The sequence below is a fragment of the Pseudomonas sp. BRM28 genome (assembly GCF_002939405.1).
In the GTDB taxonomy this organism is placed as follows: Bacteria; Pseudomonadota; Gammaproteobacteria; order Pseudomonadales; family Pseudomonadaceae; genus Aquipseudomonas; species Aquipseudomonas palmensis.
In genome coordinates this window covers 506,629-519,695 of record NZ_PEFV01000001.1, presented here as the reverse complement: position 1 = coordinate 519,695, position 13,067 = coordinate 506,629, and the positions used below count along the sequence as shown (strand labels likewise).

At 65.1% G+C, this 13,067-nt stretch carries 12 protein-coding genes; 11 read left to right on the top strand and 1 reads right to left on the bottom strand.

Annotated elements, in window-relative coordinates:
• The first annotated feature begins 26 nt into the window (after positions 1 to 26).
• From CR917_RS02440 to CR917_RS02405, 8 genes are all read left to right on the top strand, one after another.
• On the top strand, positions 27 to 782 hold the full coding sequence (locus tag CR917_RS02440; protein WP_054915080.1) for a response regulator: 756 nt from the start codon (positions 27 to 29) through the stop codon (positions 780 to 782).
• Between the two features lie 19 nt (positions 783 to 801).
• Complete coding sequence (locus CR917_RS02435; RefSeq protein ID WP_218278988.1) at positions 802 to 2,244, top strand: ATP-binding protein; 1,443 nt, start codon at positions 802 to 804, stop codon at positions 2,242 to 2,244.
• A gap of 110 nt (positions 2,245 to 2,354) precedes the next feature.
• A complete protein-coding gene (locus CR917_RS02430) occupies positions 2,355 to 3,617 on the top strand; it encodes an ABC transporter substrate-binding protein (RefSeq protein WP_043860388.1) in 1,263 nt (420 codons plus the stop codon).
• 127 nt (positions 3,618 to 3,744) lie between these two features.
• Complete coding sequence (locus tag CR917_RS02425; protein WP_043860389.1) at positions 3,745 to 4,653, top strand: carbohydrate ABC transporter permease; 909 nt, start codon at positions 3,745 to 3,747, stop codon at positions 4,651 to 4,653.
• On the top strand, positions 4,646 to 5,491 hold the full coding sequence (locus CR917_RS02420) for a carbohydrate ABC transporter permease (RefSeq protein WP_054915077.1): 846 nt from the start codon (positions 4,646 to 4,648) through the stop codon (positions 5,489 to 5,491). Before CR917_RS02425 ends, CR917_RS02420 begins: the two co-directional genes overlap by 8 nt.
• Before the next feature lie 3 nt (positions 5,492 to 5,494).
• Positions 5,495 to 6,655 (top strand): ABC transporter ATP-binding protein, encoded by a 1,161-nt coding sequence (locus CR917_RS02415; protein WP_058541443.1) that lies wholly within the window; start codon positions 5,495 to 5,497, stop codon positions 6,653 to 6,655.
• Between the two features lie 89 nt (positions 6,656 to 6,744).
• A complete protein-coding gene (locus tag CR917_RS02410; RefSeq protein ID WP_370409066.1) occupies positions 6,745 to 8,055 on the top strand; it encodes a carbohydrate porin in 1,311 nt (436 codons plus the stop codon).
• Between the two features lie 111 nt (positions 8,056 to 8,166).
• Entirely contained in the window at positions 8,167 to 9,021 is an 855-nt protein-coding gene (locus tag CR917_RS02405) for a D-hexose-6-phosphate mutarotase (RefSeq protein WP_043860393.1), read from the top strand.
• Here CR917_RS02405 and hexR read toward each other — a convergent pair.
• On the bottom strand, positions 9,014 to 9,874 hold the full coding sequence (hexR, locus tag CR917_RS02400; RefSeq protein WP_173925072.1) for a DNA-binding transcriptional regulator HexR: 861 nt from the start codon (positions 9,872 to 9,874) through the stop codon (positions 9,014 to 9,016). The two genes, CR917_RS02405 and hexR, sit on opposite strands and share 8 nt — an antisense overlap.
• Before the next feature lie 214 nt (positions 9,875 to 10,088).
• Between hexR and zwf the strand changes: the two genes are divergently transcribed.
• From zwf to CR917_RS02385, 3 genes are read left to right on the top strand one after another with little or no spacing between them, the layout of a single operon-like run.
• A complete protein-coding gene (gene zwf / locus CR917_RS02395) occupies positions 10,089 to 11,555 on the top strand; it encodes a glucose-6-phosphate dehydrogenase (protein ID WP_043860395.1) in 1,467 nt (488 codons plus the stop codon).
• Entirely contained in the window at positions 11,542 to 12,255 is a 714-nt protein-coding gene (gene pgl, locus CR917_RS02390; RefSeq protein WP_054915075.1) for a 6-phosphogluconolactonase, read from the top strand. The genes zwf and pgl overlap by 14 nt, the downstream gene beginning before the upstream one ends.
• 17 nt (positions 12,256 to 12,272) lie before the next feature.
• Complete coding sequence (locus CR917_RS02385) at positions 12,273 to 12,947, top strand: bifunctional 4-hydroxy-2-oxoglutarate aldolase/2-dehydro-3-deoxy-phosphogluconate aldolase (RefSeq protein WP_043860397.1); 675 nt, start codon at positions 12,273 to 12,275, stop codon at positions 12,945 to 12,947.
• The last annotated feature ends 120 nt before the right edge of the window (positions 12,948 to 13,067 follow it).

Below are 13,067 nucleotides of genomic sequence, written 5' to 3'. Positions count from 1 at the left end.
ACCTGTGGGAGCGGGCTTGACCCGCGATGGGGCCGCCAAGGAATGCACTGACAAGGACAACAACCGTGACCAAGTCGATTCTGCTGGTCGATGACGACCAGGACATCCGTGAACTGCTGCAGGCCTACCTGAGCAAATGCGGCTTCCAGGTGCAGGCCCAGGCCGATGGCCAGGGTTTTCGCCAGGCTCTGGACACACACGGCGCCGACCTTGTGATCCTCGATGTGATGCTGCCCGACGAAGACGGTTTCAGCCTGTGCCGCTGGGTGCGACAGCATCCGCGTCAGGCGCGGGTGCCGATCATCATGCTCACCGCCAGTTCCGACGAAACCGATCGCGTCATCGGCCTGGAACTGGGCGCCGACGATTACCTGGGCAAACCCTTCAGCCCCCGCGAGCTGCAAGCCCGCATCAAGGCCCTGCTGCGCCGCGCCGGCTTCATGCATGAACGCCCCGGCGGTGACGTGCTGACCTTCGACGAGTGGCGCCTGGATACGGTCAGCCACCGCCTGTTCCACCGCGACGGCGAAGAGGTGATCCTGTCTGGCGCCGATTTCGCCCTGCTCAAGCTGTTCCTCGACCACCCGCAACAGATCCTCGACCGCGACACCATCGGCAATGCCACCCGTGGTCGCGAGCCGATGCCGCTTGACCGTATCGTCGACATGGCGGTCAGCCGCCTGCGCCAGCGTCTGCGCGATACCGAAAAACCTCCGCGACTGATCCGCACCGTACGCGGCAGCGGCTACCTGCTGGCGGCCAGTGTTGCGCCCGCTCACTGAGCGGCGCTGGCGCCTGCCGCTGCCACGCTCGCTGCTGGGGCGCATGCTGCTGCTGACCCTGCTGGTGGTGACGGCGGCCCAGGGGTTGTCCAGCGTGATCTGGGTGTCGCAGTTGCGTGCCAGCCAGCTCGAAGGGCTGCTGGCCAGCGCGCGCAGCCTGGCGCATTCGATGACCGCCAGTGTCAGTTACTTTCGTTCGCTGCCGCTGGCCTACCGGCCGCTGGTGCTGGACCAGCTGCGCAGCATGGGGGGCACGCGCTTCGTGGTGTCGCTCAACGACCGGCCGCTGGACATGCAGGTGCTGCCGGTGACCCCGCGCAAGCAGGCGGTGATCGAGGCGTTCGAGCAGGTACTGCACGAGCGCCTGGGCGAGCAGATGGAAATCTTGGTGGAGTTCGTCGGCCCCGAGCAACTGCGTCTGTTCAACAGCGGGCTCAAGCTCGATGAACTGCCGCGCTCCTGGGCGCACTACTCGCTGACCCTGGAGCCGGTCAACCCGCCGGTGCTGGTGACCCAGATCCGCCTGGGCGAGGGCGAGTGGCTGTACATCGCCTCGCTGCTGCCCGAGCCCTACACCAGCCTCGAGGCCGAGGGCCTGCCGCGCCAGCAGGTGGGGTTCATCGCACTGACCAGTTTCTTTCTGCTGCTGTTCATCGGCCTGCTGGTGCATTGGCAGACCCGTCCGCTCAAGCGCCTGGCACGCGCGGCGCGGGAGCTGTCGCTGGGCGCCGACGCGCCGCCGGAGGTGGAGGGCGGCGGCAGCGAAGTGGTGGAGGTGGGGCGCGCCTTCAATGCCATGCGCGAACGCATCAGCCGCTACCTGATCGAGCGCAGCCAACTGTTCAGCGCGATCTCCCACGACCTGCGCACGCCGATCACGCGCCTGCGCCTGCGCGTCGAGCTGCTGGAGGATGAACAGCTGCAACACAAGTTCGGCCGTGACCTGGACGAGCTGGAGCTGCTGGTCAAGGGCGCGCTGCAGTGCGTGAAGGACACCGACATCCACGAGAACATCGAACCCATCGACCTCAACCAGGTGCTCGACTGCCTGGTGGAGCCCTACCTGGCCAGTGCGCGCGTCACCGTGCAGGGCAGGGCGCTGGCGGCGTATCCGGGCAAGCCGCTGGCGCTCAAGCGCTGCATCGGCAACCTGATCGACAACGCGCTCAAGTACGGCGAGCGTGCGCACCTGCGCATCATCGACAGTGCTACCGGCTTCGTGCTGCAGGTGGACGACGAGGGCCCCGGCGTGCCGGAGCAGCGCCAGGAACAGGTGTTCGAGCCACATGTGCGCCTGGCCGGCCAGCAGCAGGGCTACGGGCTGGGGCTGGGCATCGCGCGCAACATCGCCCACAGCCACGGCGGCGAGGTGAGCCTGCGCAACCTGCGCGAAGGCGGCCTGCGGGTCACCCTGAGCCTGCCGCGCAGTGCGGGCCAGCGGGTGAATGTCACAGGTCGGTGACATTCGCGCATCCCTTCGTTACTTCTGCCGCCCCAGGGGGTGGCTAGACTTCGATTCACGCGCAAGCAGCATGACTTGCACCGGCATAACAACAAGAAAGGTTTCCCTTGATGAATGCGATCAATCGCCTCGCCGCCGTTGTTTCCCTTGCTTCCCTGTTGCCATTGAGCGCCCTGGCTGCCGAGCCCGGCACGGTCGAGGTGACCCACTGGTGGACGTCCGGTGGCGAGAAGGCGGCCGTGGACACGCTGCGCAAGCAGATCGAACAGGACGGCTTTGTGTGGAAGGACAACGCTGTGGCCGGGGGCGGCGGCGCGGCCGCCATGACCGTGCTCAAGAGCCGCGCGGTGGCCGGCAACCCGCCAGCCGCTGCCCAGGTCAAGGGCCCGGACATCCAGGACTGGGGCGCGCTGGGCCTGCTGACCAACCTGGACGATGTGGCCAAGGCCAACGACTGGGACGCGCTGCTGCCCAGAAAGGTTGCCGACATCATGAAATACGACGGTCATTACGTGGCCGTGCCGGTGAACATCCACCGGGTCAACTGGCTGTGGATCAACCCGCAGGTGTTCGCCAAGGCCGGGGCCAAGGTGCCGACCACCCTGGACGAACTGTTCGCCGCCGCCGACAAGCTCAAGGCTGCCGGCTTCGTGCCCCTGGCCCACGGCGGCCAGCCGTGGCAGGACAGTACCGTGTTCGAGGACGTGGTGCTGAGCATTCTCGGGCCCAAGGGCTACCACGCCGCCTTTGTCGAGCTGGATGAAAAGACCCTGACCGGTGCGCAGATGATCAAGGCGTTCAGCACCTTGCAGCGCCTGGGCACCTACATGGACCCCAACCGTGCCGGGCGTGACTGGAACGTTGCGGCCGCCGAGGTCATCAACGGCAAGGCCGGCATGCAGATCATGGGCGACTGGGCCAAGAGCGAATGGACCGCTGCGGGCAAGATCGCCGGCAAGGACTACGAGTGCGTAGCGTTCCCCGGTACCCAGGGCAGCTTCGCCTACAACATCGACTCGCTGGTGATGTTCAGGCTCAAGGACGAGAACGACATCAAGGCCCAGAACGACCTGGCCAAGGTGGCGCTGGAGCCGGCGTTCCAGACTGTGTTCAACCAGAACAAGGGGTCGCTGCCGGTACGCCAGGACATGGACATGGGCCCGTTCGATGCCTGCACGCAAAAGTCCGCCGCGGACTTCAAGGCGGCCGAGCAGGGCGATGGCCTGCAACCGAGCATGGCGCACAACATGGCCACCAGCCTGGCGGTGCAGGGCGCCATCTTCGATGTGGTGACCAACTTCCTCAACGACCCGAAGGCCGACCCGGCCAAGGCGGTCAAGCAGCTGGATTCGGCGATCAAGTCGGCTAAATGATCCGCTGAATCTTTCGGGCCTCATCGCGGGTCAAGCCCGCTCCCACAGGTACTGCGATGACTTTGTGGGAGCGGGCTTGTCCCGCGATGCGGCGCAACGCGCCGCCTTTCCAACCGAGAACCTTCCGATGAGCACTATCGCCGTCCTCAACAAGGCCTCACCCCTCGACGCATTGCAGCGCTGGCTGCCCCGACTGGTACTGGCGCCGAGCATGCTGATCGTGCTGGTGGGCTTCTACGGCTACATCCTGTGGACCTTCGTCCTGTCATTCACCAATTCAAGCTTCATGCCCAGCTACAAGTGGGTGGGCCTGGCCCAGTACGCCCGCCTGATGGACAACGACCGCTGGTGGGTCGCCAGCAAGAACCTGCTGCTGTTCGGCGGCATGTTCATCGGCATCAGCCTGGTGGTCGGCGTGCTGCTGGCGGTGCTGCTCGACCAGCGTATCCGCCGCGAAGGCTTTATCCGCACCGTATACCTGTACCCCATGGCACTGTCGATGATCGTCACCGGCACCGCCTGGAAATGGCTGCTCAACCCCGGCCTTGGCCTGGACAAGATGCTGCGCGACTGGGGCTGGGAAGGCTTTCGCCTGGACTGGCTGGTCGACCCCGATCGCGTGGTGTACTGCCTGGTGATTGCTGCCGTGTGGCAGGCCTCGGGGTTCGTCATGGCGCTGTTTCTGGCCGGGCTGCGCGGGGTCGACCCGTCGATCATCCGCGCCGCCCAGGTCGATGGCGCGAGCCTGCCGACCATCTACCTGCGCATCGTGCTGCCCAGCCTGCGCCCGGTGTTCTTCAGTGCATTGATGATCCTGGCGCACATCGCGATCAAGAGCTTCGACCTGGTGGCGGCAATGACCGCCGGTGGCCCGGGCTACGCTTCGGACCTGCCGGCGATGTTCATGTATTCGTTCACCTTCAGCCGCGGCCAGATGGGCATGGGCTCGGCCAGCGCGATCCTGATGCTGGGTGCGATCCTGGCGATCCTGGTGCCGTACCTGTATTCGGAACTCAGGAGCAAGCGCCATGAGTAATTCACTTGCTGCTCGTCGACCGAGCCTGAGCCGCCTGGCGGTCTACGCCACCCTGATCGCGGCCTGCCTGGTGTACCTGGTGCCGCTGATCGTGATGCTGCTGACCAGCTTCAAGAGCCCCGACGACATCCGCACCGGCAACCTGCTGAGCTGGCCCGAGGTGATCACCGGCATCGGCTGGGTGAAGGCCTGGGACGCGGTGGGCGGTTATTTCTGGAACTCGGTGAAGATCACCGTGCCGGCGGTGCTGATCTCCACCCTGGTGGGAGCGCTCAACGGCTACGTGCTGTCGATGTGGCGCTTTCGCGGCTCGCAGCTGTTCTTCGGGCTGCTGCTGTTCGGCTGCTTCCTGCCGTTCCAGACGGTGCTGCTGCCGGCCTCGTTCACCCTCGGCAAGCTGGGCCTGGCCAGTACCACCACCGGCCTGGTGCTGGTGCACATCGTGTACGGCCTGGCCTTCACCACGCTGTTTTTCCGCAACTACTACACCAGCGTGCCCCAGGCCCTGGTGCAGGCGGCGCGGCTGGATGGCGCGGGGTTCTTCACCATCTTCGGGCGCATCCTGCTGCCCATGTCGATCCCGATCATCATGGTGTGCCTGATCTGGCAGTTCACCCAGATCTGGAACGACTTTCTGTTCGGCGTGGTGTTCGCCAGTGGCGACGCGCAACCGATCACCGTGGCCCTCAACAACCTGGTCAACACCAGCACCGGGGCCAAGGAATACAACGTCGACATGGCGGCGGCGATGATCGCCGGGTTACCGACCCTGTTGGTCTATGTGCTGGCTGGCAAGTATTTCCTGCGTGGGCTCACCGCCGGCGCGGTCAAGGGGTAGAACATGGCAACGCTTGAATTGCGCAACGTCAACAAGACCTACGGCAGCGGCCTGCCGGACACGCTGAAGAACATCGAGCTGAAGATCGGCTCGGGCGAGTTCCTGATCCTGGTGGGCCCTTCGGGCTGCGGCAAATCCACCCTCATGAACTGCATTGCGGGGCTGGAGCAGATCAGCGGCGGGGCGATTCTGGTGGACGACGCCGACATCAGTGGCATGAGCCCCAAGGATCGCGACATCGCCATGGTGTTCCAGTCGTATGCGCTGTACCCGACCATGAACGTGCGCGACAACATCGCCTTCGGCCTGAAGATTCGCAAGATGACCCCGGCGGCCATCGACGAGGAGGTGGCGCGGGTGGCCAAGCTGCTGCAGATCGAGCACCTGCTGGGGCGCAAGCCCGGCCAGCTGTCCGGTGGGCAGCAGCAGCGCGTGGCCATGGGCCGGGCGCTGGCGCGTCGGCCCAGGATCTACCTGTTCGACGAACCGCTGTCCAACCTCGACGCCAAGCTGCGGGTGGAGATGCGCACCGAGATCAAGCTGATGCACCAGCGCCTGAAGACCACCACGGTGTACGTGACCCACGACCAGATCGAGGCCATGACCCTGGGCGACAAGGTGGCGGTGATGAAGGATGGGCTGATCCAGCAGTTCGGCACCCCGCAGCAGATCTACAACGACCCGGCCAACCTGTTCGTGGCGAGTTTCATCGGCTCGCCGCCGATGAACTTCATACCCTTGCGCCTGCAACGCCAGGAGGGTCGCCTGCTGGCCCTGCTCGACAGCGGCCAGGGGCGCTGCGAGCTACCACTGGGCATCGGCGAGGCGGGGCTGGAGGCGCGCGAGGTAATCCTGGGCATTCGCCCGGAGCAGATCAGCCTGGCGGCGGTCGAAGGCAATGGCCTGCCGAGCATTCGCGCCCAGGTGCAGGTCACCGAGCCGACCGGGCCGGACACCCTGGTGTTCGTGACCCTCAACCAGACCAAGGTGTGCTGCCGACTGGCACCGGAGTTCGCGCCGCAGGTCGGCGAAAGCCTGAGCTTGCAGTTCGATCCTGCGCGGGTGCTGCTGTTCGATGCAGAAACGGGCGAACGGCTGGGGCGCGGGCGTGCACCGCTCGATACGGTCGGCACCGACAACATTGCCCAATTCAGGGGCCGCTGAATTCGTTGTAAAGCATGGACACCATCGAAAACAATAAGACGAGGACACAGGGGATGGATCATTTCAAACGTGTTTTGCCGCGGGGCTGCATGACCCTGCTGGCGGCCTTCGGGGTCAGTTGCGGGGCGCACGCTGCCGGCGCCTTCGACCCGGAGTCGAAGTGGATGAGTGGCGACTGGGGCGGCACGCGCACCGAGTTGCTGGACAAGGGCTACGATTTTTCGCTGGATTACGTGGGCGAGGTTGCCGGCAACCTGAAGGGTGGCTACAACAACGACAAGACGGCGCGCTACAGCGACCAGTTCGCCCTGGGCGTGAAGATGGACCTGGAGAAGATCCTGGGTTGGCACGACGCCGAGTTCAAGCTGGCGATCACCGAGCGCAGCGGGCGCAACCTGTCCAACGACCGCATCAGCGACCCTCGGGCCGGGCAGTTCAGCTCGGTGCAGGAGGTGTGGGGCCGCGGGCAGACCTGGCGCCTGACCCAGATGTGGGTCAAGCAGACCTACTTCGACGGCAAGCTCGACCTCAAGGCGGGGCGCTTCGGCCCGGGCGAGGAGTTCAACAGCTTCCCCTGCGATTTCCAGAACCTGGCCTTCTGCGGCTCGCAGGTGGGCAACTGGGTGGGCAGCATCTGGTACAACTGGCCGGTCAGCCAGTGGGCGTTGCGCGCCAAGTACAACCTCACGCCGGAGTTCTTCGCCCAGGTCGGGGTGTTCGAGCAGAACCCTTCGAACCTTGAGACGGGCAATGGCTTCAAGCTCAGCGGCAGCGGCACCAAGGGCATGATCCTGCCGGTGGAGCTGGTGTGGGCCCCCAGGGTCAACGGCCTGCCCGGCGAGTACCGCCTGGGTTACTACTACAGCACTGCCAAGGCCGATGACATCTACGAGGACGTCAATGGCCAACCCCAGGGCCTGACTGGCGCAGACCCCAAGTCGCATTCGAGCAAGCATGGCTGGTGGGTGGTGGCGCAGCAGCAGGTTACTGCGCACAACGGCGATGCCAATCGCGGCCTGAGCCTGTTCGCCAACTTTACCGTGCACGACAAGGCCACCAACGTGGTCGACAACTACCAGCAGGTGGGCATGGTGTACAAGGGCGCCTTCGATTCGCGGCCCAAGGACGACATCGGCTTCGGCGTGGCGCGCATTCATGTCAACGATGACGTGAAGAAGCGTGCGCAGCAGCTCAATGGGGTCAGCGGTATCGATGACTACAACGACATGGGCTTCGTGCCGATCCAGCGTACCGAGTACAACGCCGAGCTGTACTACGGCGTGCACGTGACCAACTGGCTGACCGTGCGCCCCAACCTTCAGTACATCCGTCACCCGGGCGGGGTGAGCGAGGTGGACAACGCGGTCGTCGCCGGGCTGAAGATTCAGTCGTCGTTCTGAGGGGATATGTTGTAAATTTACGCCAATTCGGCGTTTTGCCGGCAAGGTCGACTTCTGTAGGAGCCGGCGTTGCCGGCGAACAGGCCCCCCTAACAACAAGAGTCCCGAAACATGTCCGAGCACCCGCTTCAACGCTTCTTCACCTCGCAGCGGCCGCGACCGACCTTCGAGTGGGAGCGTTACCAGCAGCGCGACGTGCTGATCATCGATCACCCCCAGTGCCAGGCGGTGTTCAGTCGCCAGGGCGCGCAACTGCTGCACTTCCAGCCCCGTGGCGAACGCCCGTGGCTGTGGTGCGCGGCGCAGTGGCCGCAGGTCGGCGCCATTCGTGGCGGTGTGCCGGTGTGCTGGCCCTGGTACGGCCGTCACCCCAGTGAAGACATGTGGCCGGCCCACGGCTGGGCGCGCCTGCTCGACTGGAAACTGATCGACAGCAGCGAAAGCGACGAGGGTGTGACCCTCACGTGGCGCCTGCAACTGTGCGACTGGCAGGTCGACCTGGTGGCCAACCTGGGCCAGCGCATGCAGTTGCAACTGAGCACCGAGCACCAGGACAGCCTGCCATGCCAGTTGAGTCATGCTCTGCTGGCCTACTGGCGTATTAGTGACGTTTCCGAGATAGCGCTATCTGGGCTCGAGAATGCGAGGGGGTACGATCATCTGAGGCGTCAGGCATGCCAGCAGAAGGGCGCCTTGAAAGTGCAGGGCGGCTGTCAGCGGGTGTTCCAGAATGCTGCGACCCTGCAGGTCAACGACCCGGCCTGGCAGCGTCAGCTGTGCATCGATACCGGCGACAGCGACGACACCGTGGTGTGGCATCCGGGCAGCCGGCCGCTGATGGGCGTGAGCGGCAGCGAGACCCAGGGCTTCATCTGCGTCGAGGCCGCCAGTGGCAGCAGCGACAGCCTCAGCCTGGCGCCGGGGGAGCGGGCGCATCTGCAGTTGCAGGCGCATTCGCTCAATTGAGTTCGTCGTCGATCGGGTAGCGGCTGGCGTTGAGGCTTTCCTTGATCTTGCGCAGGTGCGGCTGGAAGTCCACGCCACGGCGCAGGGTCATGCCGGTGGCCAGCACGTCGAGCACGGTCAGCTGGATGATGCGCGAGGTCATCGGCATGTAGATGTCGGTGTCTTCAGGCAGCGGGATGTTCAGGCTCAGGCTGCTGGCCTTGGCCAGTGGCGAGTCGGCAGCGGTGAGGCCGAGCACCGAAGCGCCGTTTTCCCGCGCCAGGCGCGCCACTTCGACCAGTTCGCGGGTGCGCCCGGTGTAGGAGATGATCACGAACAGCTCGCCGGTATGGGCCACCGAGGCCAGCATGCGCTGCATCAGCACGTCGGCATGCGCCGACACGGCGAGGTTGAAGCGGAAGAACTTGTGCTGTGCGTCCAGTGCCACCGGGGCCGAGGCGCCCAGGCCGAAGAAGTGGATCTGACGCGCCTGGATCAGCATGTCGACGGCGCGGCTGACCAGTTGCGGGTCGAGCTGCTGGCAGGCACTGTCGAGCGAGGCGATGGCGCTGCCGAAGATCTTCTGGGTATAGGATGCAGGGTCGTCGTCGGCTTCTACCGCACGGCTGACATAGGCGGCGCCGCTGGCCAGGCTCTGCGCCAGTTGCAGCTTGAGCTCGGGGTAGCCGCTGACGCCGAACGAACGGCAGAAGCGGTTGACGGTGGGTTCGCTGACCTTGGCTGCCTGGGCCAGCGCCGCGATGCTGAAGCGCGTGGCTTGCTGCGGGTTGGCCAGGATGACTTCGGCGACTTTGCGCTCAGCCTTGTTCAGCTCGTCGAGGCGGCCCTGGATCTGCTCCAGGAGGTTTCGCACGCGGTCCATGGGGGTATGTCCTTGGGTCGGGGAGGCCGCCGGCTGCCACGGGCAGACGGCTTTTTACGCGGTGGCCTATCGTACTGATGGCACGGTTGGCGCACCACTTGATTCTGTATACACGGCAATATGTTGTTAGTTTTACTACATTAGTCCTTGAAAACTGCGATTGAAACCGGTATTTCTACGTCAACTTGATAAAAGAACCAACATCATGGCTTCGATCACCGTTGAACCCTGCACCTTTGCCCTGTTCGGCGCCCTCGGCGACCTGGCGTTGCGCAAGCTGTTCCCGGCGCTGTACCAGCTCGATCGCGCGGGCCTGCTGAATGAGCAGACCCGCGTGCTGGCACTGGCCCGCGAAGCCGGCAGCCCCCAGGAGCACCTGGCGACGATCGAGGCGCACCTGCACAAGCATGTGGGCAGCGATATCGAGGCCCTGGCCCTGCAGCGCTTCATGGCGCGCCTGAGCTACCTGCATGTGGATTTTCTTCAGGCTCAGGACTACCCGGCGCTGCTCGAACAGGTACAACCCGACGCGCCACTGATCGCCTATTTCGCCACCGCCGCGGCGGTGTACGGCGGCATCTGCGAGAACCTCGACAAGGTCGGCCTGAGCGAGCGCACCCGCGTGGTGCTGGAGAAGCCCATCGGCCATGACCTGGAGTCGTCGCGCAGGGTCAATGACGCGGTGGCGCAGTACTTCCCCGAAAACCGCGTGTATCGCATCGACCATTACCTGGGCAAGGAGACGGTGCAGAACCTCATTGCCCTGCGCTTTGCCAACAGCCTGTTCGAAACCCAGTGGAACCAGAACTCCATCTCCCATGTGGAAATCACCGTGGCCGAGAAGGTCGGCATCGAGGGCCGCTGGGGCTACTTCGACAAGGCCGGGCAACTGCGCGACATGATCCAGAACCACCTGCTGCAGTTGCTGTGCCTGATCGCCATGGACCCGCCCAGCGACCTCTCGGCCGACAGCATTCGCGACGAGAAGGTCAAGGTGCTCAAGGCACTGGCACCGATCAGCGGCGAGGGCCTGAGCACCCAGGTGGTGCGTGGCCAGTACATAGCGGGCTACAGCGAGGGGCGGGCTGTGCCCGGCTACCTCGAGGAAGACAACTCCAATACCCAGAGCGACACCGAAACCTTCGTCGCGCTGCGGGCCGATATCCGCAACTGGCGCTGGGCCGGGGTGCCGTTCTACCTGCGCACCGGCAAGCGCATGCCGCAGAAACTGTCGCAGATCGTCATCCATTTCAAGGAGCCGCAGCACTACATCTTCGCGGCGGAACAACGTTTGCAGATCGGCAACAAGCTGATCATCCGCCTGCAGCCGGACGAAGGCATTTCGTTGCGGGTGATGACCAAGGAGCAGGGCCTGGACAAGGGCATGCAACTGCGCAGCGGCCCGTTGCAGCTGAATTTTTCCGATACCTGGCACAGCGCACGCATTCCGGATGCCTACGAGCGCCTGCTGCTGGAAGTGATGCGCGGCAACCAGAACCTGTTTGTACGCAAGGACGAAATCGAATATGCGTGGAAATGGTGCGACCAGTTGATCGCCGGCTGGAAACACGCCGGTGATGCGCCCAAGCCGTATGCGGCGGGCACCTGGGGGCCGATGAGCTCGATAGCACTGATTACCCGCGATGGGAGGGCATGGTATGGCGATATCTGAACTGCAACTGCCGGCGAGCGTGACGGCACATGAGTTTGCCGATGCGGCGCGCCTGGCCGAGGGCCTGGCTGTGGATGTGGCGCAGCGGTTGCGCACGGCGATGGACGAAAACGGCCAGGCCACCCTGGTGGTGTCGGGCGGGCGCAGCCCGGTGGCGTTCTTCCAGCGCCTGGCCAGGCAGCCGCTGGACTGGTCCAGGGTGGTGGTCAGCCTGGCGGACGAGCGCTGGGTGCCGGTGGAACATGCCGACAGCAATGCCGGCCTGGTGGCGCAGCACCTGTTGCAGGGCGAGGCCGCCAAGGCGCGGTTCGTCGGCCTGTACCGTCCCGCCGCGAGCCTCGAAGCCGCTGCCGAGCAGGCGGACCAGGCGCTTGCCCAGCTGCCGCCGATCGATGTGCTGGTGCTGGGCATGGGCGATGACGGTCACACCGCCTCGCTGTTTCCGGGCAGCCCCAACCTGGCCGAGGGCCTGCAGGCCCAGAGCCAGCGCCGGGTACTGCCGATGCTGGCGCCGAGCGTGCCGCATCAGCGCCTGACCCTGACCCGGCGTGTGCTGGCCGGTGCAGGTGCGACACTGTTGTCGGTGCAAGGGCCAGGCAAACTCGCTACCCTGCGCGCCGCGCTGGGCGGTGACGACCCGGCGCAGATGCCGATTCGCGCCTTTCTTCAAGACCCCCTGGAAATCTACTGGTGCCCATGAACCAAGGACACGCCGTTATGACAACCCTTGAACCTTCACAGCCGGGCATTTCCATGGCCGACAAGATTGCCCTGATCGACCGCATCTGCGGCCAGGCGCGCATTCTGCCGGTGATCACCATCGCCCGCGAGCAGGACATCCTGCCGCTGGCCGATGCGCTGGCGGCCGGGGGGCTGAAGACGCTCGAGGTGACGCTGCGTTCCGAACACGGCCTGACCGCCATCCGCCTGCTGCGCGAACAGCGCCCGGAGCTGTGCGTCGGAGCCGGTACGGTGCTCGACCGCAGCATGCTGGCGGCGGTGGAACAGGCCGGTGCGCAGTTCGTGGTCACGCCGGGGTGCACCCAGGACATCCTGGAGGCGGGGGTCGAGAGCCCGTTGCCACTGTTGCCGGGCATCAGCAGCGCCTCGGAGATCATGATGGGCTACGCGCTGGGCTATCGGCGCTTCAAGCTGTTCCCGGCCGAGATCAGCGGCGGGGCGGCGGCGATCAAGGCATTCGGCGGGCCGTTCGGCGAGGTGCGTTTCTGCCCCACCGGCGGGGTCAACCCGGGCAACGTCAAGCAGTACATGGCCCTGGCCAATGTGATGTGCGTGGGCGGAACCTGGATGCTCGACAGCAGCTGGATCAAGAACGGCGAGTGGGCACGCGTGCAGGCGTGCAGTGCCCAGGCGCTGGCGTTGCTGGACTAGAGAATTCGTTGTGTGCTGTACGGCTTTGAGGTGCGCTTGGTCGGCGCACCTTTTTTTTTGCCGGCGCCATTGACCGGCAAGGCCGCTGCCCATCCAGGAAGCACGTCCCGCTGCCGAGCC

What these genes read in the sequence shown, in the direction of transcription:
- CR917_RS02385 (WP_043860397.1), top strand. Translation starts at nt 12,273, where the DNA reads ATGACAACCCTTGAACCTTCACAGCCGGGCATTTCCATGGCCGACAAG.
- pgl (WP_054915075.1), top strand. Translation starts at nt 11,542, where the DNA reads ATGGCGATATCTGAACTGCAACTGCCGGCGAGCGTGACGGCACATGAG.
- CR917_RS02430 (WP_043860388.1), top strand. Translation starts at nt 2,355, where the DNA reads ATGAATGCGATCAATCGCCTCGCCGCCGTTGTTTCCCTTGCTTCCCTG.
- CR917_RS02440 (WP_054915080.1), top strand. Translation starts at nt 27, where the DNA reads ATGGGGCCGCCAAGGAATGCACTGACAAGGACAACAACCGTGACCAAG.
- CR917_RS02420 (WP_054915077.1), top strand. Translation starts at nt 4,646, where the DNA reads ATGAGTAATTCACTTGCTGCTCGTCGACCGAGCCTGAGCCGCCTGGCG.
- CR917_RS02425 (WP_043860389.1), top strand. Translation starts at nt 3,745, where the DNA reads ATGAGCACTATCGCCGTCCTCAACAAGGCCTCACCCCTCGACGCATTG.
- CR917_RS02410 (WP_370409066.1), top strand. Translation starts at nt 6,745, where the DNA reads ATGACCCTGCTGGCGGCCTTCGGGGTCAGTTGCGGGGCGCACGCTGCC.
- zwf (WP_043860395.1), top strand. Translation starts at nt 10,089, where the DNA reads ATGGCTTCGATCACCGTTGAACCCTGCACCTTTGCCCTGTTCGGCGCC.
- CR917_RS02415 (WP_058541443.1), top strand. Translation starts at nt 5,495, where the DNA reads ATGGCAACGCTTGAATTGCGCAACGTCAACAAGACCTACGGCAGCGGC.
- CR917_RS02405 (WP_043860393.1), top strand. Translation starts at nt 8,167, where the DNA reads ATGTCCGAGCACCCGCTTCAACGCTTCTTCACCTCGCAGCGGCCGCGA.